The organism is Salipaludibacillus daqingensis, from assembly GCF_029891575.1.
Lineage (GTDB): Bacteria > Bacillota > Bacilli > Bacillales > Salisediminibacteriaceae > Salipaludibacillus > Salipaludibacillus daqingensis.
On the sequence record NZ_JARZHF010000004.1, the window covers coordinates 66,662 to 88,772 of the forward strand.

Consider the following 22,111-nt stretch of genomic DNA (forward strand, 5'->3'; position numbering starts at 1 on the left):
TATTAATCTAACTCTTCTTTTACTTTATCAAGAACTTCCTTTGCCCCTTCAGATAACATTTTTTCTGCTGCTTGTTTTCCAATTGCAACAGGATCGTCACCCTTAATCGATTCTTTAAATATCAACTTTCCGTCTGGAGATGCTACTAACGCTGTTAAAGAAACGTCTCCATCACTTTCTAGCTGGGCATATCCAGCTATCGGCACTTGACATCCGCCTTCTACTGTATGAAGAAAAGAACGTTCTGCCGCAACCGTTCTCGCTGTTTTTGCGTCATTAATATGTGCTAACAGTTCCAACAATTCCTTATCATCTTCACGACATTCGATGCCAAGAGCACCTTGACCTACGGCTGGTAAACAAATTGTCGGATCTAAAAATTCCGTGACAATATCTTTTGTCCAACCAACTCGTTCAAGACCTGCGGCTGCTAAAATAATCGCATCAAATGTCCCCTCTTCTCTACACTTCCTTAATCGGGTGTCAATGTTTCCACGAATCCAATGAATGTTCAAATCAGGTCGTTGTGCGAGCACTTGGGAACTACGACGTAAACTACTCGTTCCTACTGTCGAACCTGCTGGCAACTCCATGAGCGTTTTTCCACTGTTGGAAATGAATGCGTCTCTAGGATCTACACGGTCTGGTACTGCACCAATTGTTAACCCTTCTGCCATCTGAGAAGGTAAATCCTTCATACTATGAACGGCCATATCAATCTCACCGTCGTACATCGCTTTTTCAATTTCTTTTACAAAAAGCCCTTTTCCTCCGACTTTAGATAATGTTACATCGAGAATTTTATCTCCTTTTGTAACAATCTCTTTAATTTCAAACTCAAATGGGAGGTTCAACTGATTTAATTGATCAATTACCCATCTCGTTTGTGTCATCGCTAAGTTACTTTTTCTCGAACCAATGATTACTTTTCTCATGAATGACCTCCGTATAGCGTTATTCGAATATGTTAGTGTTTCATTTTTTTTTCGAATAGTTATTCTTTCATATTATTATATAGAAAATCAGCTTACACATTATCAACTTATTTATCATTTAGATAGGTTGATAATCATCACTACCAAATATGAAATTGTGAAAATGAACTAGATAAAAAATAATTAATAAGTAATACTAAAAATGCTGCAATATTTAATAATGCTAAGCTATATCCCCGTCTATTTTTGACCTGATACTGAAATAAGTATACGCCATAAACTCCCAGTAAAACAAACGAACTGAGTACTTTTAAGTCGTACCATGGAATCATCTCAAATTTAACCCACGCCCAAATGATACCTAGAATTAAACCAATTAACATGAGTGGTACTCCGATCAATGTAAACATGTAAGATCGTTTTTCTAAATTGGATAAATTCCCTGTTCTCTCCATTTTTTCTCCCCATCGTTTTCGCTTCAACATCTGGTGTTGAAAAAAATAAAGCATGGAGAAAGAAAAAGAGAGCGTAAACATCGCATAGGATAACAATAGGATAACGACATGAATAATAAGCAACTCTAAAATTAATAATTCTGCTAATTGAGATGACACATCACCCGCTGGTGCAAATAGGCTCACGGTCAAAATAGAAAATCCAATTAAATTAACAATAAATACGAGAAAATCCATTCGATACAATTTGTTAATGACAAGAGAGAAGGTAACTAAAATCCAAGCGTAAAAAAACATCCCTTCAAAAATTGTCATAATAGGTAATCGACTAAACTCCATCGCCCTCATAATTAAAAATAGTAATTGCATAATCCAGACAATAGAAAGCAACCAGAAGGCTACACGATTCACCTTCTGGTTGTTTTGAATAAAATCAATGAAATATCCGAGAACACTCAGACAATAAAATACAATGATGAGGATATAAAGCAGATTTAAACCAATCATGCTGTTTCCCCCTCTCTAGACAGAGCGGGTGACCGCCTGAGTCTGCGCAGCCATTTTTAATTTCCTTTTTTCAATATTCCACTCTCGCTCAATCTTGTTGATTTGAATGTTACAAGCCAATACATTATCTTGTTCTTTTAGCTGTTCTTCTAATGCAAATACTCGAGTCATATACGCAAGAAGTTCATCTGAATTTTGTTCTTCTGGAACTTCTTTCAATGCTGTAATTGGATCCCGCAGTAGTTGATTAATCACGCTCTTCATATGTTTTCTAATAACTTTTTTCTCTCGTTCTGATAAGCTAGAAAGTTTTCTTTCAAGACTCTCCATCGTTTCCGATTGAATCGATGTTGCTTTTTGGCGAAGAGCAGTAATAACAGGCACAACGCCTAACGTATCAAGCCAATGACTAAAGTCAACCAATTCTTGTTCTATCATCAACTCAATAATTTCTGCTTCTTGCTTTCTTTCTTCTAAATTTGCAGCAACAATACCTTGTAAGTCATCAATATCATACAAATATACGTTATCTAAATCCGCCAATTCAGGATCTAAATCCCTTGGAACTGCAATATCAACTAAAAATAACGGTCTACCTTTTCTCTTTTTAATTAACTCATGAACTTCCCTTTTATTTATAACATAATCTTTTGAACCAGTAGAACTAATTAATATATCTGTTGATTCAAGAGAATCATTTAAATTTTTTATGTCTTCTGCTTTGCCTAGAAATTTTGATGCAAGTTCCTCGGCTTTTTGTTTTGTTCGGTTTATAACAGTAATATCATTGACCCCACTAGTCGAAAGATGTTTTGCCGTAAGCTCACTCATCTTTCCAGCACCCATGATTAACACTTTTTTATCTGAGAAATCTCCAAAAATCTTCTTGCCCAATTCAACGGCTGCATAACTAACTGACACAGCATTTTCGCCAATAGCTGTTTCAGAATGCGCACGTTTTGCAAGTGTAATTGCTTGTTTGAACAAATGGTTGAAAATAGTCCCCGTTGTTTTTTGTTCTTGAGCCTCTAAAAATCCAGTACGAACTTGCCCAAGAATTTGCGTTTCTCCTAAAACCATCGAATCAAGACCACAACTTACACGAAAAAGGTGTTCAATCGCGTGTTCATCTTCACGTATTTGTAAATAGTGACTAAATTCATCTTTAGGGATCCCAAACCATTCAGAAAGAAACACTTTAGTATAATAGCGACCTGTATGCAATTGATCTGCAACGACATAAATTTCAGTACGATTACAAGTCGACACAATAACACTTTCTAAAACACTTTTTGATTGGCGTAATTTCGTTACCGCCTGTCCCATATCATCTTGAAAAGAAAATTTCTCTCGTATTTCTACTGGAGTTGTTTTATAATTCAAACTGACAACTAGGATGTGCATACCGTCACCCCCCTGACTTCGAACCGACATCCATTTTACACTGTAATTCATTATATGACAAATTTTTATAGATTGCTTTATGATAACCTGTTTTATATTATAACATCTTTAATCTAGTAACATAAATTGAAACGAATTTTAAATTGATTAATTTGTGAACTTTCTGTGAACAAAAAACACACTTTTCCTTCATGTGAAAATTTTATCAAGTTAAAGTTATCTTTTCCTATCAATACCAATTTTAGTCATCTAAGGAGCGATGAATTTCATGAAATCAAATCAGGCACTCCCAGGTATCATTTTAGTCGTTATTGGTATCTATTTTTTATCTCAACAATTTGACTTCTCCCTTCCTTATTCGGATATTCTTTTGAAATGGCCTTCAATGTTGCTATTATTCGGTTTAGTGTTATCTTGGCAAGGTTTTTCCAACCGTGATGACAATAAGATGTTTTCTGGCGTCGTCTTGCTTGGCTTAGGAACATTATTTCATGGTGTACATACGTTTGAATATTGGACGTTTCATTGGCCTTACTTCACATTAATTATTTCATTTGCTTTTTTCTTGAAATACTTTGTGAATAAACGAGATGGAATCACTACAGGTGTAATCTTGCTGATCATTTCTGTTACGGCACTATTTTTCTCATCAATCACTCAGTGGTTGAATTCTATCCACTCAAGTTTTGAGTCTTTTTGGCCGGTCATACTCATTCTCATTGGATTATATTTATTATTCTTTCGCAAAAAATAATTATTCTGTTATACACAGGATATAGCATTTCTATCAATGTAGATGTGATTTTGCTCACCTTTAGAATGAAAAAATTTGAACAAAATAGAAAGCTTCAATACTTTATAAAAAGGATGCGACCGTTGGGTCACATCCTTTTCCTTATTACTTGTTGTCAGAATTGCTAAAAATCATTAAAGCTCTTCATCATTTTCTTGCTCTTCATCTTCTTTGAAATAACGCTCTTCTTTTGAAAATAGTAATTGTGTAATTTCTTTCCAAGCTCGTTCTTTTCCTTGAGCTGTCTCAGCAGAAAATAGGATGATAGGATCTTCTTGTTTCACTTGAAGGCCTTCTCTGATTTGTTTAATATGTTTATCCCATTTTCCTTTAGAGATTTTATCTGCCTTTGTTGCAACGATAATAACCGGAAGCTCATGATATTTTAACCACTCATACATCATTTTGTCATCCTCTGTCGGGTTATGACGAGAATCAATCAGTTGTACGACACCTTTTAGCTGCCTTCTCGTTTCAATATAGCCTTCCATGACACGACCCCATGCTTCTCGTTCTTTTTTGGATACTTTTGCATATCCGTAGCCAGGTACATCTACAAAGTGAAAACGATCATTTATGATATAAAAATTTAATGTTTGAGTTTTACCTGGTCGTTGAGACGTTCTCGCTAAACCTTTTCTTGTTAACAAAGTGTTAATAAAGGAAGACTTACCTACATTCGAACGGCCTGAAAGAGCCACTTCAGGGAATGGGCCTAAAGGAAATTGATGTTCTTTCGCTGCACTTATAACTAACTCTGCGTTATGAATTTTCATTTCTTTTTCACGACCAATGCATGTTTAAGTACTTCATCTAAATGTGAAACTGGAATAAATGTGAGATCATTTCTCACGCTATCAGGGATATCTTCCAGGTCCTTTTCATTATCTTTTGGGATAATAATATGCGTTAATCCCGCTCGATGAGCACTCATTGATTTTTCTTTTAAACCACCTATAGGAAGAACACGCCCACGAAGAGTAATTTCTCCTGTCATTCCTACTTCACGTCGAACTGGTTTATCCGTTAAAGCTGATATCAAAGCTGTAGCCATTGTGATCCCTGCTGAAGGACCATCTTTTGGAACAGCTCCTTCAGGAACGTGAATATGAATATCATTTTTTTCATTAAAGCTTGGATCAATCGATAACTCTTTAGATTTTGAACGAATATAACTAAAAGCAGCCTGAGCTGATTCTTTCATTACGTCCCCTAATTTACCAGTTAATGTTAGCTTTCCTTTACCAGGTGCAATAGAAACTTCGATGGTTAACGTGTCTCCGCCTGCTGTTGTATAAGCTAAACCTGTCGCTGCTCCAATTTGATTTTCTGACTCTGCTTTTCCATATCTAAACTTTGCTTTTCCGAGCATGTTTTCAATCGTATTATTCGTAACAACTACCCGTTTTCGCTCATTTGATACGATCATTTTCGCAGCTTTTCTACATATGGTTGCCATTTGTCTTTCTAAATTTCTTACACCTGCTTCTCGAGTATAATACCGAATGACACTTAAAATTGCTTCATCTTTTACTTGTAGTTTACCTTTTGTCAAACCATGTTCTTTCACTTGTTTCGGTAACAAGTAACCTTTAGCAATTTCCATCTTTTCCACTTCCGTGTAACCAGGAATGTGGATTACTTCCATACGGTCTTTTAATGGAGCAGGAATTGCTCCAATATTATTTGCTGTCGTCACAAACATTACTTTTGATAAATCATACGGCTCTTCAATAAAATGATCACTAAATGTGTTATTTTGTTCCGGATCGAGCACTTCTAATAAAGCAGAAGATGGGTCACCTCTAAAATCATTAGCCATTTTATCTACTTCATCAAGTAAAAATACAGGATTAATACTTCCTGCTTTTTTCATACCTTGAATAATTCTACCAGGCATAGAACCTACATATGTGCGTCTGTGACCTCTAATTTCCGCTTCATCACGGACACCACCTAATGACATTCGAACAAATTTCCTGTCTAATGAACGTGCAATAGAACGCGCTAAAGACGTTTTCCCAACCCCTGGCGGGCCCGCTAAACATAAGATAGGTCCTTTTAGCTGCTCGGTAAGTTGTTGCACAGCCAAATACTCTAATACACGTTCCTTCACTTTTTCTAGACCATAATGATCCTCATCTAAAATAATTTCAGAACGATGAATATCTAATAAATCTGTCGTTTCATTTTTCCATGGAATTTGTACTAGCCACTCAATGTAGTTACGAATAACAGAACTTTCTGCAGAACTCGATGGCATTTTTTCATAACGTTTCAATTCTTTATATGCTTTTTCTTCTATTGGTTCGGGCATGTTCGCCTTCTCAATTTTTTCAGTGAGTTCTTCTAGCTCACCTTCTTTACCTTCACGATCACCAAGTTCCTTTTGAATAGCTTTCATTTGCTCACGTAGATAATATTCTTTTTGAGTTTTTTCCATGGATTTTTTCACACGTTGACCGATCTTTTTTTCAAGTCCCAGGACTTCTTTTTCATTATTTAATACACTCATGATTTGACCTAAACGATCACCAACGGATATCGTTTCAAGAATTTCTTGTTTTTGTACCATTTTTAGTGGTAAATGGGAGGCAATAATATCTGCAAGCCGCCCCGGTTCGATAATATCTGCAACTGAAGCAAATGTTTCCTGTGAAATTTTCTTTGAAAGTTGAATGTATTGTTCAAACTGATCCAATACATTTCGCATTAATGCTTGTTCCTCAACGGTTGCTTCTTGACGTTCTTCAATTAAGTTCACTTCTACTTCAGATAAATCTTCATGGTCAATATATGATTCGATGTGACCTCGCTGAATGCCTTCAACCAAAACTCTGATCGTACCATTTGGAAGTTTAAGCATTTGATTTACTTTTGCTAATGTTCCTATCGTATAAATATCTTTTTCTTCCGGTTCATCTGTTGAAATCTCTCGTTGAGTTGTCAAAAATATTTCATTATCTTCGACCATTGCTTTTTCCAAGGCTTGTACCGACTTTTTTCTCCCCACATCTAAATGAAGAACCATCGTCGGATAAACGAGTAGTCCTCTTAAAGGTAGTAAGGGAATTTTTCGTAACGTTTTTTCACTCATATGTATGACACCTCCATGTATATCTTGCTCTAAATAGAGCTAGAAAGCCTCTCGCCAACAACTATTCTTTGGCGGAAGCCTTGTATGACAGCCTAGATTTCTAAAGATAAAAGATTCCGCATCCGCGCTTTAGACAAAAACGACGTCATCCCATTGGATCACGTCTTAGGGGCTAACCTGATTCTTGTTCAATTTTATCCTATTGTGCCTTCTTTGTCTAACAAAGCAACAGAAGACATAATAACCTCTTGCTTTTCGTCTCTATTCATATCTCTTACCTTTAACGCTTTATCAAAAACCTGTTTCAAGTGCTCCACTGGATAAATAGTTATACCTTCCATTTCCGATAATATCGATTGACTATTATCTTTAGGAATAATCACTTCTTTCACTCCAGACTGCTTTGCAGCTTCCACTTTAGATATAACCCCACCTACAGGTTTCACATCCCCGTGAATCCCAATTTCTCCTGTCATTGCAAGCGAGTGTGGGATAGGTATTTGAAAAATAGCGGAATAGATAGCCGTAGCAATAGCCACGCCAGCCGATGGACCATCTATCGGTGTACCACCAGGAAAATTTACATGAAGATTATAGTTGTTTGTCTCAATACCCATGTGATTAAGAACTGTTAAAACATTTTCTACTGAACTTTTTGCCATACTTTTTCGTTTCATCGTTCTTACTTGGTTTCCCGTGCTTTCTTCATCAGCAATACCAGTTACAACTAATGAACCGTGCCCATCATTTTTTCTTGCTATTACTTCCACATCTAATAGAATTCCTATCCCCGGTCCAAAAACAGCCAGACCATTTACAACACCAATTTTATCCACTAATGATACTTTCTTTTCCATCCTCGGAGGTTTCTGTCCAGAATAAATTACCCATTCAATGTCTGATGATTTCAGTATTCTCCGATTTTCATCTAAAGCAATACCTGCTGATAATTGAATCATATTTACAGCTTCACGACCGTTTGTTGCATATTTAGCTATCCATTCAAATACTTCATCTTCTGTTTCAATATCAATTTGTTTTAATGCCTTTTTAGCAACTGTTTTTACTTCTTCAGGGGTTAAAGATCGGAAATATACTTCAACACATCGCGAACGAATCGCTGGAGGGATATCTTCTGGTTTTTTTGTAGTCGCTGCAATTAATCGAAAGTCAGCTGGTAGCCCACGTTTAAATATATCGTGAATATGATCTGGAATTTGTCTATTTTCTTCGTTGTAATAAGCACTTTCTAAATAAACTTTTCGCTCTTCCAACACTTTTAATAATTTATTGATTTGAATTGGGTGAAGTTCTCCAATCTCATCAATGAACAACACTCCCCCGTGGGCTTTAGTTACAGCTCCTTGTTTTGGTTGCGGTATCCCAGCTTGTCCCATAGCACCTGCACCTTGATATATGGGATCATGAACAGATCCAATTAGGGGATCCGCAATGCCTCTTTCATCAAATCTTGCAGTTGCGCCATCTAATTCAACGAACTTAGAATATGTTTGAAAAGGGGAATGTGCATTTTGTTTTGCTTCTTCTAATACTAGCCTTGCTGCTGCTGTTTTTCCGATTCCAGGTGGACCATAAATGATGACGTGTTGTGGATTAGGTCCACACATCGCAGCTTTTAACGTCCGAATCCCATGTTTTTGTCCAACGATATCTTCAAATACCTTTGGTCGAATTTTTTCAGATATTGGTTCTGTCAATTTCATTTTCCTCAGTTTTTTAAGTTGCTCCATTTCTTTTTTTGATTCTTTATTCACGGATGATTGTTGTGTTCGTTGATTTTTTAGTAAAGTCCAAAAATAGACTCCTATCACTATTCCAAAAAATAGCTGGATGAGAAAAGCAACTCCTGTAAATGTCATCTTTCATCCTCCTGTAACCGTTTGTTCATTTAGTGTTACCGAACGATCTTTTGTTAATCTTATTTTTTCTAGGAGGTAGAAATTAGCATTCAAATATGAGCTCATTAGAAAAACTTGGCTTATCGCCTAGTACTGGCGAAAGCCTAGTTTTTTTAAACTTTAGTTCTTTAACGGAGTTAATCTTAAAGTAAAATAAAAGACCTTCCCTTATAAAAAGGAAGGTCTAAACGTTTTATGCACTTTCTGGTTCTTGGTGATCCTTTATTTCTTCTCCACTTTCAGACAACAATGTAGGGTGTTTTAAATCCTTCACTGTTTCATCGGTAATGATACATTTAGCAATGTCATCACGAGAAGGCAATTCATACATCACATCAAGCATCATGGATTCGATAATAGATCTCAAACCACGGGCACCTGTTTTACGTTCAATTGCTTGCTTAGCAATTTCTCGAAGTGCTCCATCTGTAAATTCAAGTTCTACTTCGTCTAATTCAAGTAGCTTCTGATATTGCTTCACTAATGCGTTTTTTGGTTGCGTTAAAATTTCCATTAAAGCCGTCTCATCTAAGTGTTCTAAACTTGCGATTACTGGTAAACGTCCGATAAATTCAGGAATAAGCCCATACCGTAGTAAATCTTCAGGGAGAATTTTAGCCAAGTACTGGTCTTCTTTAAGATCTTCTTGGTTTTTCTCAGAACCAAATCCAATAACTTGCTTACCTAAACGACGTTTAATAATTTGATCAATACCGTCAAAGGCTCCCCCGACTATAAAGAGTACGTTTGTTGTATCAATTTGAATAAATTCTTGATGCGGATGCTTACGTCCACCTTGAGGAGGGACACTTGCTGTTGTACCTTCAAGAATTTTCAATAATGCTTGTTGAACCCCTTCACCAGATACATCTCGAGTAATGGAAGGGTTTTCTGATTTACGAGCTACTTTATCAATTTCATCAATGTAGATAATTCCACGTTCTGCTTTTTCCACATCATAATCAGCAGACTGAATTAACTTTAATAATATATTCTCTACATCTTCCCCTACATAACCTGCTTCCGTTAATGATGTTGCATCGGCGATCGCAAAAGGAACATTTAAGATACGTGCTAATGTTTGTGCAAGAAGGGTTTTCCCACTTCCAGTAGGCCCAATTAAACAAATATTACTTTTCGCTAATTCCACTTCATCGTTTTTAGAAGTAGAATTTACACGTTTATAATGATTATAAACCGCAACAGAAAGAGTCTTCTTTGATCGGTCTTGACCAATGACATAGTCATTTAGAATATCTCGAATTTCCTGTGGTTTTGGAATATCTTCCATTTCCACTTCTTCGTCTGTTCCTAACTCTTCCTCAACAATCTCTGTGCACAATTCAATACATTCGTCACATATATACACGCCAGGACCGGCAACTAACTTTCTTACTTGATCTTGTGTTTTACCACAAAAAGAACATTTTAACTGTCCTTTTTCTTCGTTAAATTTAAACATTCTCTTCACCCCTTACGTTAAAGTTGGAACATTTCAGTTTGATAAAATCATCTGATTTATTCTATGTTTACATTGTACGTCCACATTTTTATTTTTAGTCACTTTGACATGCAGACTTTTCCTAAAAGTTCTTTCCATATTGAAATATTCGGTTTACCCACTCTCTGAATTGTACCATAATTCATATCAATATGATAAAAAAACACTTGCTTATATTTAACGTATTTCAAAACATTATGTTTGATCAAGGATAAAGGAAATTATTTTCCTTTGTCAACTTTCAAGTATGTTTATTCTATGTATAAAGCAAGGCACGAACGATTCGCACCTTGCCAATAACTCTAGGTTATTTATTAAGATTGTTTGCTTTCTTCAACAAGAAAGTCGATTGCTTTTCGTACTTTCAAATCTGCTTTCAATGTATCTGTTCCACCTTGCATTGCAAGGATTTGCTTGATTTCATCAGCTGAACGTTGGTACATTTCAGCCATTTTTTCAATTTCTTGATCAACATCTTCTTCAGAAGCTTCTAATTTTTCAGCATTAGAAATTGCTTCAAGCGTTAAGTTCATACGTACACGCTTTTCTGCATCGCCTTGGAATTGAGCTTTCATACCTTCTTCATCCGTCTGAGCGAACTGGTAATACATATCCATAGACATTCCTTGTGCTTGTAAACGTTGGCCAAACTCTTCTAGCATACGATCAACTTCCGTATCAATCATCGATTGTGGGATGTCAATTTCTGCATTTTCACTTGCTTTCTCGACTAACGTATCCTTCATTGCTGCTTCTGATTCTTGTTTTTTGTCTGTTTCTAGTTTTTCACGCACATCTTTCTTCAAATCTTCGAAAGTTTCAAGTTCTTCATTAACATCTTTTGCAAACTCATCATCAAGTTCAGGAAGATCTTTACGTTTAATATCATGAACCTTCACTTGGAACTTAGCAGACTTTCCTGCAAGGTCTTCAGAATGGTAGTCTTCTGGGAATTCAACATTAACTTCTGCATCTTCTCCCGTTTTAACCCCTTCTAATTGCTCTTCAAAACCTGGAATAAATTGACCTGAGCCGATTTCCAATGAATAGTTTTCTGCTTTTCCACCTTCGAATGGTTCTCCATCAACAAATCCTTCAAAGTCCATTACAACTGTATCGCCTTTTTGAACGTCACCTTCTTCAACAGCAACAAGGTCAGCATTCTTCTCTTGAAGTTGTTTAATTTCTTGGTCTACGTCTTCATCCGTTACTTCAACAGGTTTCACTTCTACTTCTAGACCTTTGTAATCACCAAGTTTCACTTCTGGCTTCACTGTAACAGTCGCCCTGAAAACGAGTGGCTTTCCTTTTTCCATATCATCGATATCGATATCTGGCTTGTCTACCGGTTCAATAGATACTTCTTCAATAGCTTCTGTATAAGCTTCTGGAAGAAGAATATCTAAAGCGTCTTGATAAAGTGATTCCACACCAAATCTTTGTTCAAAAATCGGACGTGGTACTCTTCCTTTACGGAAACCTGGAATATTCACTTTTTTTACAACTTTTTTGAATGCTTGATCTAATGCATCATCAACTCGTTCACTGTTTACTTCAACAGTTAAAACTCCGGAGTTGCCTTCTTTTTTTTCCCAATTTGCAGTCATGTATACTTTCCCTCCAACATAAAATAAATCATTTTTTTCATTGTTCCTCTTTTACAACCCTTATATTATAACATACGTGCCATTCATTTCAATGATTTATCATTATTAGGGAAGCGCAAGTAGCTAAATTAGCGTCATTTGAACGTGCAGTTTAACGATCTTCTTCATTCCTTTGGATATAAAACAGATTCTATTTCTTTTAAATTGGACAACGCGGTTTCTACTTCGGTCAATTCCGTTTCGTACTTATGTATAATTTTATCTGGATTATTGCTACCTTCTAATAAATGTAGCCCCAACTGATGTAGAGCACATGCCCAAACCTCAGCTTTAATTGGCTCTGGAGATTTCGGGAAAATTGCAAACAAATAATGCCACCATACCTGTTGCATCATTTCAAACATGGATGGATTTTCTTGTCCAAGAACTTGTTCAAGCCTTCTTAAAACGACCGTACCAAATTTTCTATGGAATACACTTTCTAAATCTTCAATTTTTATAAAAAAACTTTCTCCAAATTTATGTACTTCAAATTCACCTTGCACGTTTAATTCTTTTAGCGTCTGTAACAAATAACTTTTCAGAACTGGTTGGTTGTCTTTCCCTTTCAAGAATTCTCTAGAGGCGTCTTCAACCACTTGAGATCCATATTGACTTAACTGTTGAATCGCTCCCCATTGCTGATCTGGATCTCCTTTTTCGAGTGCTTCAATTAATTCCTTTCTGGATGGCACAATCTTAATGGAATTACCGTTGATTCCTAACCCCTCATTCGCACCTTTTTCTTGATATTCATCCGTCATTTGTCGTGAAAATTCCAGCAAATGAAAAAAGGATTCTGCCATTTGAGGTGGTAATTTCTCTTCTGCTATGACCACTTCTAATAGATCAACCACTTCTTGATGAAGTCCCAACTGAACTAACAAAGATACGTAAACTTGTAATATGTCATAATATTCGCCGATACCTTCATTTAACATTGATTCACAGTGCTTTTTCGCCTCTTCAAGTTGGTTTATCTCAATGTTAGTGATAACTAATCCATATCGGGCCTGTGGATGCTTCGGTTCTAGTTCTGTCGATTGTTTAAAATACGTTAACGCGTCATAATACTTTTTCCCTTTTAATGAGGACATTCCTTTTTCAACAAGTTTAGCAACAAGACCTGGAAAGAGAATGACATTATTATGACCGTTTGCTTGGTTCTCCATATTATGCTTACCCCCTTTTTTATATAATCTTGTCAATAGTTTATCAATTTAGTATTAGAAAAACAAATTTATTCAATGACTAAAGTCGTAATTTTAATAAAAGTGGTTTCTTTTTTTGCTATTTGGTTATTTAATATATGAGAGGTAAATAAAGCAACAAATAAATTGAAAGGAAGTTTTATTGTGTTGGATTTAGTCATATTAGTTAGTATTACAGTTATCGTTGGTTTAGCTAGTCATATCCCTATTCAATCAAAGAGACCGAAGATCACTTCTGTAAAGGAGTGGAAATACAATCGTTTAGATGAAAACCAACGAACAATTTATGAATGGCTTACTGCAAATGGTTATTACGTAAGTTGCAACATTCAAGAGCAAAGCAAATTGATTCCACTTGCATTAGAACCATTCAGAATTGCATTACTAGAAAGTAAAAACAAAAAGTTTATGAATAAGTTCCTGTCTATTTACTTCTCCATGAAGGGTTGGAAAACAATCTTTTTCTCTAAAGAAGTGTCACAAGTTGAACTACTTTCCATCGTTTCTGAAATTGAAGCCGTACATGACACTTCAGGTGAAATGAAACGCGTTCAGTAGTGGCGAGATGTTTGCATTAACTTTATTATCACCAAAATATTAATATCTATTTAGGTATTATAGCTTCTGATCTCTTATATTTATAGAGAGGTTCAGGTGCTTTTTTTTTGCTCATTGCTCGATACTTCTAGGCTGAAACTCCCCAAATACAACAGTTAGACTGATTCACTTTGCTCATGCTCGATCAACCACTTTAATCTCATTGGACTTCATTTTAGAAGAATAACTATTAGTAAAGCTTTAGCGCTTTTGTAAAATACTAAAAAAAATACCTCCCTCTATTTTAGAGTAGGTACCTTAAATTTATGATTGTTCGTTAGTTGTTATAATATGGCGTCCCAGGAGAGATTCGAACTCCCGACCGACGCCTTAGAAGGGCGTTGCTCTATCCAGCTGAGCTACTGGGACACGATTTAGAATTATTTAAATTATGGAGCGGGTGATGGGAATCGAACCCACATCATCAGCTTGGAAGGCTGAGGTTTTACCACTAAACTACACCCGCATTTATTTTGTTTTATTCTTCTAAATACTTAACACTGACTCTCATGCTTCTTCCTCTGCTAGCTTTGCTTTGAAGTTAATCCGTCGAAGCAACTCGTAGTTTAATCGACGAAGTAAATGCTCGTGGCTGAGGTTTTACCACTAAACTACACCCGCATTTATTTTGTTTTATTCTTCTAAATACTTAACACTGACTCTCATGCTTCTTCCTCTGCTAGCTTTGCTTTGAAGTTAATCCGTCGAAGCAACTCTTCGTCATACTATTTTTAAAAAACAAAAACGGAATTGTATTGGACAAAGTAGATATCGGCGCAATCGTTTTAGCGACAATATTAAATATATACAATTCCGCTATAATTGTCAATAGTTTTTAGAAAAACTTTTACTAAGATCTGATAATTTTTCTCCATCTAAGTTATAAAAGTCTATATGAATCTTCGAGTCATTATCTTCAGCAATTACATATGTCCCCTCAGGATACTGTCTTGGGAGCCTAATGCTGCCAGGATTCAATATGACCATACCTTCTTCTTCAACAACTGCAGGGACATGAGTATGACCATAACAAACTATTTTAGCACCTGACTCTTGTCCTTTATAAATTAAATTCATTTCTGTCATCTTCACATTCAATAAATGGCCGTGTGCGACAAAAATCGTTGTTCCATTGACTGTTTCAACAATTTCTTCAGGAAAAGATTTTCCGAAGTCACAGTTTCCCCGGACAGTTTCTACGCCTTTCAATACTGCTGCGTTACCAGATAACTCAGAGTCACCGCAATGGAAGATAGCATCAACTTCAGCTCGATGCCTATCCACTATCATTTTTACTTCTTTCTCCCATCCATGGCTATCACTCATTATTAATGCTTTCATTCGATCACCTTCTTAAATCATTTTGTTTCTCTAGTTGCCCATTCATCCCATTGCTTCGACAATTTTGTTAATGCATTTGCACGATGACTTATTCGATTTTTTTCATTTTTTTCTACTTCAGCCATTGTTTTATCTAACTCTGGTAAGAAAAATAAAGGATCATATCCAAATCCATAATCTCCTCGAGGTTCGATAGCAATGAAGCCTTCACATGTTCCACGAACTGTTTTTGTGTCCCCATCAGGAAAATAAATAGCCAAAGAACAAACAAATCTTGCTGTTCGATTCTTTTCTTCCACTCCTGCTAATTCATTAAGTAATTTTGCATTGTTTGCTTCATCACTTTTATTTAAACCAGCAAAACGAGCCGAGTAAATGCCTGGCTTCCCATGAAGTGCATCAACTTCTAAACCTGAATCATCAGACAGAACGGCCTTGCCGATCTTTTTTCCGATTGTTTCAGCTTTTTTAATGGCATTGTCTTCAAATGTATTTCCATCTTCCACTACATCCATGTCTTCTTCTAAATCTAATAATGACTTGACAATGAAACCTTTTTCTTTAAAAAATGCTGTAAATTCACTAATTTTCCCTTTATTTTTCGTAGCTATAAAAATTTCATTTTCCATCTTTTTATTACTCTCCCTGTTTCATTCTTCCCGTCATGGGCGTTAGATAGATTGTGGCATTTTTTCAGCAAAATCCCCTAAAGCATCTTTTTGAATTTGAAAAATCTCATTAATTCCTTTTTCAGCAAGATCAAGCATTTCATTTAATTGGGTTCTAGAAAAAGTTGCCTCTTCCCCAGTTCCTTGCACTTCAACTAACTGCCCATCACTTGTCATAATCACATTCATATCCACATTCGCTTGTGAGTCCTCGATATAGTCCAAATCCAAAATCGATTCCTGTTGGTCATTAACACCTACTGAAATTGCTGCTAAATAACTTTTTAAAGGGTTTGTTTTCAGCTTTTCATCTTTTAAAAGTTGTTGAAATGCTAACCCCATCGCTATAAATGCTCCTGAAATCGATGCCGTTCTAGTTCCACCATCCGCTTGTATCACATCACAATCGATCCAAACCGTTCTTTCGCCTATAGCATCTAAATCAACAACCGAACGAAGGGCACGACCAATCAACCGTTGAATTTCCATCGTCCTCCCGGTTATTTTACCTTTGGAAGACTCGCGAATATTTCTTTGTTCGGTTGCTCGTGGTAGCATTGCATATTCTGCAGTGACCCAACCCTTGCCTTTCCCTCTCATAAATGGTGGTACGCGATCTTCTACACTCGCTGAACAAATCACCTTTGTATCACCGAAAGTTATCAGTACTGATCCTTCAGGATGTTTAATATAATTTGTTATTACTTCTACTTTTCTTAGTTCATTAACCATTCGTTTATCGTGACGCATTACTTACCACTCCTATTATTATATGTACCCTATCATTATCATCAAACACTTCTATTTTGATTCAGACATCAACTATAATTGTTCTCTTCTGAACAGATTAGATTCAATTTAATTAATCTACCAAATCATTAGAATATACGATCTTTTTAATGAGCAAAAAAGAAGAAGCATTCGCTCCTTCTCTTTATCATAAGTCTTTCACTTGGTAATTTCAAATATAGCTAAAATTTATTCTTAAAATTGACCAATGTTTACTCTACTCGGACGGACAACGGGATCGGTTAATGATTCACCGTTATTTACCATAATTGACGAGTCTGACTCCACCTCAAGGGACACACTTTCAACCCCTTCTTGTTCTGTTAATGAAAGAACAATCATATTTAGAACGTCTTCTGAAATTGCCGATCCTTCCATTTGACTTAACAAAGCCTCATTGAAATTAACTGTCACTGTTCCATTTTCAAAACTTGGTTCTTCAAGCAACTCTACTTCTTGCCTAAAATCAGTCAGCAATTGAGACATATAAGATGGTCCTTCTAATAATTCATTTATTACAGCTTTATATTTATCATCCTCTTCATTTACTCTCCTTGTTACTGGTACATAATAGGTCTGGTCGCCTGTTTGTGAGAGAAAATAGACGACTACTGGCGTAGTGGAAACAAGATCTGCCTGATCATTAACTTCTAAATTAATTCCGTGTTCTCTCGTATACCCGTCACCTATTGGTGTATCATTTTGAGGCATTGCTGAAAGTAGTTCACCATTCAAACTTATTTTCACACGATCAACGTCTTCCAATTGAGTTAATGTCCACGTAAGTGACTGTAGAACTTGAAGTTCTTGTGAAGGATGATAATCGGAAAAGTCTTCGTTGAAATCAATAAGAATTTCCCCTGCGCTATTTTCTTCTATACTTAATACTTCAGTCCCTGGAGGTAAAACTGCTTGAAACCCACTAGGAATTTGTTCTGTTACAGGACCTTCTTGCACAAGATGTTCGATAAGAGCCGTTTTATCGTCTTCATCACTCATGATTTTCATGGGCTGAGGAGCAACATTGCCATTTTGATCAAGAAGATATACTTCTTGAAGTTCATCATCTTCTATGATTGGGCCACCTTTCTCCTCTATTTCTTCTAGTTCCTCCATGTCTTCTTCCGTTATTGAACTCGTTTGATCCTCATCAACACCATCCGCTTCTCCAGCATCTTCTTCCATTACTACAACATCCACATCAATGTCTTCTTCATCCTCGATATAATTAATTTGTGGTGGATCAATCTCCTCTAATACATCATCAGTATTTGGTGAACCACATGCAGTAAAGATGATCACCACAGCTCCTAAAAGCAAAATGGCCAATCTTGCTTGACTCCAACCGCGTTGCATCGCATTCCCTCCTTGACTGTTTGTACTATGATATATACGAGCTTTATAATGATTTATACCAAGAGAATTTATATTAAATGAAAAATATAAATAAAAACACAGCGCCGATTATCGACACTGTGCTTGAAAAGTATTCATATTTTTTTCCTTAGAGCTACCGATAATTTTAAATCCGTTTCTCTCACAGTAAAATCATTACGTCCAAGCCAGTTTTCTGCAACTGTTGTAAACATTTCTTTTGACCCAGTAGTATAAAACACATGACTTGGTGGTTTTTCTCCTGTATACAATAAATTTTCGTAGTACAACAATGTACTAACTTCCCTTGCTGTTTCATCACCTGAACAAATAACAGCCACTTTTGATCCTGCAACTTCTTGAATAAGTGGGGCAATTAGTGGATAGTGCGTACAGCCTAAAATGAGACTATCAATGTTATAGTCCAAAATAGGAGATAAAGCTTCCTGAATAATGCTCTTAGCCTCAACTCCTTCATATTCGCCACTTTCAACTAAAGGAACAAGCGTAGGACAAGCTAGGCTCACAACTTTAACTTTGTCATTTATCGTCGTCAACTCACGATAATACGCACCGCTAGAAATCGTGCCCTCTGTCCCGATAACACCGACTTCTTTATTGTTCGTCGTTTTTAGCGCAGCAATCGCACCTGGATGGATTACACCAATAACAGGGATAGAAAGCTTCTCCTTCGCTTCCTCTAAAACGACGGCTGTAGCAGTATTGCAACCGATCACTAACAACTTAATATTTTCAGATAAGAGATAATGAATCATTTCCCAAGTAAATTCTCGCACTTCCTCTTCGGACCTAGGTCCATATGGGCATCGTGCTGTATCTCCAATATAAATAATTTCTTCTTTTGGCAACTGACGAATCATTTCTGACACTACAGTTAGACCACCAACTCCTGAATCAATAACTCCAATTGGCTTTCTCACCATTAAATGAGCCTCTTTCTATAATTAAAATGACTTCCATGTTTTTGCATCTTTTTTCATTTCATCAAATAGATGATTTAAACTTTTATCCAAAAAGTCTACGTCTTCTTTCGAAAAATCTTCTAATATATTTTGCAAATATCCTTGTCTTTGATTAATTACTTCTCGAATGATTCGTGCACCTTTATCTAATAGGTGAATTCTCACTACACGACGGTCATTCGTATCTTTCACTCGTTCAACTAAATCATTTTTTTCCATACGATCAACTAAATCTGTTGTTGTGCTACATGCTAAATACATTTTAGATGACAATTCTCCAATTGTCATATCTCCGAATTCATGTAGCCATTGAAGTGCTACAAACTGTGGAGGAGTAATTGGAAATTCGTTTAAGATTTCTCTCCCCTTTTGTTTGACAATGTCCGCAATCATTCTTATAGATTTTTCAATATGTTCTACTTGTGTCATGTCTGCTGTTTGTTCTTTTGACTTCTCAGGCATTGTCGACTCCTTTCACCTTACATAATCATGAACCATAAGTATACGTTAAGTTTGCTTGTTTTTTAAGATAATTTCAAGCCTTTCGTGTCATTAAAACGAAAAATACGCTAAAAAACACGCTGATTTACAGTATTAACATACCATAAATCAGCGTATTCATCTCACTATTAGTGTAAATTAAAGAAACGTCTTTTCAACTAATTGTTTTACTTCTTCATCTGTGTTTAATTGCAACGCTTTTTCAGCAACTTCTTTTGCTTTATCTTTTGTCAAAGCACTTATTTGACTTCTAGCTGGCAAAACAGAAGTCGCACTCATACTAAACTCATCTAATCCAAGACCGAATAATAACGGAATAGCAATTTCGTCACCAGCCATTTCACCACACATACCTGTCCACTTACCTTCAGCATGTGAAGCATCGATGACCATTTTGACTAATCGTAGAATTGCCGGATTATATGGTTGATACAAGTAAGACACTTGTTCATTCATACGATCGGCTGCAAATGTATATTGAATCAAATCATTTGTACCGATGCTGAAGAAGTCTACTTCTTTTGCAAATTGCGGAGCCATAACAGCTGTAGAAGGGATTTCAACCATAATTCCTACTTCAATGCTGTCACTGATATCCACACCAGCATCCATAAGTTTTTTCTTTTCTTCTTCAAGCATAACCTTTGCTTGTCTGAATTCTCCTAATGTCGCAATCATTGGGAACATGATTTTAAGATTCCCAAATACGCTAGCTCTCAATAATGCACGAAGTTGCGTTCTGAAAATATCATCCTTTTCCAAACAAAGACGAATTGCACGAAATCCTAAAAATGGATTCATTTCTTTTGGTAAGTCCAAATAAGGAAGTTCCTTGTCGCCACCAATATCCAATGTTCGAATGACAACTGGTTTCCCGTCAAGTTCTGAAACCACTTTTTTGTAAGCTTCAAATTGCTCTTCTTCCGTTGGAAGCTCAGTTCTTCCCATATAAAGAAATTCTGTACGGTAAAGACCTACACCTTCCGCACCATTATTAATCACACCTTCTAAATCATTAGGTGTTCCAATATTAGCGACAAGTTCCACTAGATGACCGTCTTTTGATTTTGTAGGTTCATGAACAAGTTTCGCCCATTCCTTCTTTTTCTCTTCATAATCAGCTAATTTCTGACGATATTCAGCAAGTTCTGACTCTGATGGATCAATGATAACATTTCCTTCAAGTCCATCAACGATAACCTGAACCCCTTGATCACCATTCTCAGTCACTGTTTTTGTTCCAACGACAGCAGGAATTTCCATTGACCGAGCCATGATCGCTGAATGAGAAGTTCTTCCCCCAATATCCGTCACAAATCCTTTAACAAAATCTTTGTTTAACTGAGCTGTATCTGAAGGAGTTAAATCATCAGCAATTAGAATAACCTCTTCATTTATTTCAGTTAAAGAAACAATTGGTTTTCCAAGTACATGAGCAAGAACACGTTTTGATACATCACGAATATCAGCAGCTCTTTCTTTCATGTATTCATTGTCCATTGTCTCAAACATCATGACGAACTGATCAGATATTTCTTTCAATGCAAAAGCAGCATTTACTTTTTCATCTTTTACTTTTTGTCGAATAGTATCAACAAGTTCTGGGTCACTTAGAACAAGAAGGTGAGCAGAGAAAATTTCAGCGTGCTCTTCTCCAAGGTCTTGTTTCGTCTTCTCTTTGATTACTTCCAATTCAGCTTTTGATTTTTCAATTGCTGCATCAAATAATTGAATCTCTGCATCTACATTTTCTACTATTGTTTTTTCAACAGTTAAATCTGGTGTCTCTAAACGAAACGCTTTCGAAATAGCAATCCCAGCTGATGCAGCAATACCTGTAAGATTAATGGACATTAGTCTGAAAGTCCTTGCTTCATTACTTCATCAAGACCTTGAAGGGCAGCTTCTGCATCTGGTCCTTCTGCTTTAATTGTAACTTCAGAACCTTGTCCTACACCTAAAGACATTACACCCATAATTGATTTAAGGTTTACAGACTTACCATTATACTCAAGAGTAACCTCTGATTCATATTGCCCTGCTTTATTAACTAACTGTGTTGCTGGTCGAGCGTGGATACCTGTTTCTGCTGTGATAGTAAATTTCTTTTCTGCCATGATAAGACACTCCTCTTGTTTTTTATTTTAAAAGTTTTAATAGTAGGTTGAATGATCATAGTAGCCAACCAAAGTGACATACACGCTTACTTTTATTGTTACCCAAATTACCCTATTTTCACGCTAAAAGTTGTCAAATGAATCATCTCATGACATAAAACGACTTTTTTAGTAAAAATAAAGACATGAGTAAGAGTTGATATGAAAAGGAATACCTTTTGAAAAACCGCACAAGTTTTACAATTCTCCTTTATCATAAACAAATCTCTTTAC

The 22,111-nt window shown here is 36.1% G+C and carries 19 protein-coding genes and 2 tRNA genes; 2 read left to right on the plus strand and 19 right to left on the minus strand.

Features of this window, described 5'->3' with window-relative positions; all coding sequences use genetic code 11:
• Positions 1-2 precede the first annotated feature (2 nt).
• The 3 genes from hemC to hemA form a co-directional block, all read right to left on the minus strand.
• The gene (gene hemC, locus QDN89_RS09075) at positions 3-935 is read right to left on the minus strand and encodes a hydroxymethylbilane synthase (protein ID WP_280769811.1); all 933 of its coding nucleotides are present in this window, start codon (positions 933-935) and stop codon (positions 3-5) included.
• Between the two features lie 140 nt (positions 936-1,075).
• Complete coding sequence (locus QDN89_RS09080) at positions 1,076-1,897, minus strand: cytochrome C assembly family protein (protein WP_280769812.1); 822 nt, start codon at positions 1,895-1,897, stop codon at positions 1,076-1,078.
• 15 nt (positions 1,898-1,912) lie between these two features.
• On the minus strand, positions 1,913-3,301 hold the full coding sequence (gene hemA / locus QDN89_RS09085) for a glutamyl-tRNA reductase (RefSeq protein WP_280769813.1): 1,389 nt from the start codon (positions 3,299-3,301) through the stop codon (positions 1,913-1,915).
• 268 nt (positions 3,302-3,569) lie between these two features.
• On the opposite strand from hemA, the gene QDN89_RS09090 reads away from it, so the two are divergent.
• Positions 3,570-4,055, plus strand: a complete 486-nt coding sequence (locus QDN89_RS09090; RefSeq protein WP_280769814.1) for a LiaI-LiaF-like domain-containing protein — start codon at positions 3,570-3,572, stop codon at positions 4,053-4,055.
• 173 nt (positions 4,056-4,228) lie between these two features.
• On the opposite strand, the gene yihA is transcribed toward QDN89_RS09090, so the two are convergent.
• From yihA to QDN89_RS09120, 6 genes are all read right to left on the minus strand, one after another.
• On the minus strand, positions 4,229-4,870 hold the full coding sequence (yihA, locus tag QDN89_RS09095; RefSeq protein ID WP_280769815.1) for a ribosome biogenesis GTP-binding protein YihA/YsxC: 642 nt from the start codon (positions 4,868-4,870) through the stop codon (positions 4,229-4,231).
• Complete coding sequence (gene lon / locus QDN89_RS09100; RefSeq protein WP_280769816.1) at positions 4,867-7,191, minus strand: endopeptidase La; 2,325 nt, start codon at positions 7,189-7,191, stop codon at positions 4,867-4,869. The genes yihA and lon overlap by 4 nt, the downstream gene beginning before the upstream one ends.
• 194 nt (positions 7,192-7,385) lie before the next feature.
• Complete coding sequence (lonB, locus tag QDN89_RS09105) at positions 7,386-9,071, minus strand: ATP-dependent protease LonB (RefSeq protein ID WP_280769817.1); 1,686 nt, start codon at positions 9,069-9,071, stop codon at positions 7,386-7,388.
• A 232-nt stretch (positions 9,072-9,303) separates the two neighbouring features.
• On the minus strand, positions 9,304-10,572 hold the full coding sequence (gene clpX, locus QDN89_RS09110) for an ATP-dependent protease ATP-binding subunit ClpX (protein WP_280769818.1): 1,269 nt from the start codon (positions 10,570-10,572) through the stop codon (positions 9,304-9,306).
• A 353-nt stretch (positions 10,573-10,925) separates the two neighbouring features.
• Complete coding sequence (gene tig / locus QDN89_RS09115) at positions 10,926-12,218, minus strand: trigger factor (protein WP_280769819.1); 1,293 nt, start codon at positions 12,216-12,218, stop codon at positions 10,926-10,928.
• Between the two features lie 164 nt (positions 12,219-12,382).
• Positions 12,383-13,429: a tetratricopeptide repeat protein gene (locus QDN89_RS09120; protein ID WP_280769820.1), complete on the minus strand. Its 1,047-nt coding sequence runs from the start codon at positions 13,427-13,429 to the stop codon at positions 12,383-12,385.
• A gap of 183 nt (positions 13,430-13,612) precedes the next feature.
• Between QDN89_RS09120 and QDN89_RS09125 the strand changes: the two genes are divergently transcribed.
• Positions 13,613-14,026 (plus strand): hypothetical protein, encoded by a 414-nt coding sequence (locus QDN89_RS09125; protein WP_280769821.1) that lies wholly within the window; start codon positions 13,613-13,615, stop codon positions 14,024-14,026.
• 331 nt (positions 14,027-14,357) lie between these two features.
• Here the strand turns inward: QDN89_RS09125 and QDN89_RS09130 are convergent.
• The 10 genes from QDN89_RS09130 to QDN89_RS09175 all read right to left on the minus strand — a co-directional run bounded on the left by QDN89_RS09130 (position 14,358) and on the right by QDN89_RS09175 (position 21,838).
• Positions 14,358-14,434: transfer RNA gene (locus QDN89_RS09130), tRNA-Arg, on the minus strand.
• Between the two features lie 23 nt (positions 14,435-14,457).
• Positions 14,458-14,531: transfer RNA gene (locus tag QDN89_RS09135), tRNA-Gly, on the minus strand.
• 359 nt (positions 14,532-14,890) lie between these two features.
• On the minus strand, positions 14,891-15,406 hold the full coding sequence (locus QDN89_RS09140; RefSeq protein ID WP_280769822.1) for a metallophosphoesterase family protein: 516 nt from the start codon (positions 15,404-15,406) through the stop codon (positions 14,891-14,893).
• Positions 15,407-15,423: 17 nt separating this feature from the next.
• Complete coding sequence (locus QDN89_RS09145; RefSeq protein WP_280769823.1) at positions 15,424-16,035, minus strand: XTP/dITP diphosphatase; 612 nt, start codon at positions 16,033-16,035, stop codon at positions 15,424-15,426.
• 42 nt (positions 16,036-16,077) lie between these two features.
• Positions 16,078-16,824: a ribonuclease PH gene (gene rph / locus QDN89_RS09150; RefSeq protein WP_280769824.1), complete on the minus strand. Its 747-nt coding sequence runs from the start codon at positions 16,822-16,824 to the stop codon at positions 16,078-16,080.
• Positions 16,825-17,058: 234 nt separating this feature from the next.
• Positions 17,059-18,219, minus strand: a complete 1,161-nt coding sequence (locus QDN89_RS09155) for a GerMN domain-containing protein (RefSeq protein ID WP_280769825.1) — start codon at positions 18,217-18,219, stop codon at positions 17,059-17,061.
• 134 nt (positions 18,220-18,353) lie between these two features.
• Complete coding sequence (racE, locus tag QDN89_RS09160; RefSeq protein ID WP_280770102.1) at positions 18,354-19,178, minus strand: glutamate racemase; 825 nt, start codon at positions 19,176-19,178, stop codon at positions 18,354-18,356.
• A 24-nt stretch (positions 19,179-19,202) separates the two neighbouring features.
• A complete protein-coding gene (locus tag QDN89_RS09165; protein ID WP_280769826.1) occupies positions 19,203-19,682 on the minus strand; it encodes a MarR family winged helix-turn-helix transcriptional regulator in 480 nt (159 codons plus the stop codon).
• Between the two features lie 177 nt (positions 19,683-19,859).
• Positions 19,860-21,575: a phosphoenolpyruvate--protein phosphotransferase gene (gene ptsP, locus QDN89_RS09170; protein ID WP_280769827.1), complete on the minus strand. Its 1,716-nt coding sequence runs from the start codon at positions 21,573-21,575 to the stop codon at positions 19,860-19,862.
• A complete protein-coding gene (locus tag QDN89_RS09175; protein WP_280769828.1) occupies positions 21,575-21,838 on the minus strand; it encodes a phosphocarrier protein HPr in 264 nt (87 codons plus the stop codon). The genes ptsP and QDN89_RS09175 overlap by 1 nt, the downstream gene beginning before the upstream one ends.
• Positions 21,839-22,111 lie beyond the last annotated feature (273 nt).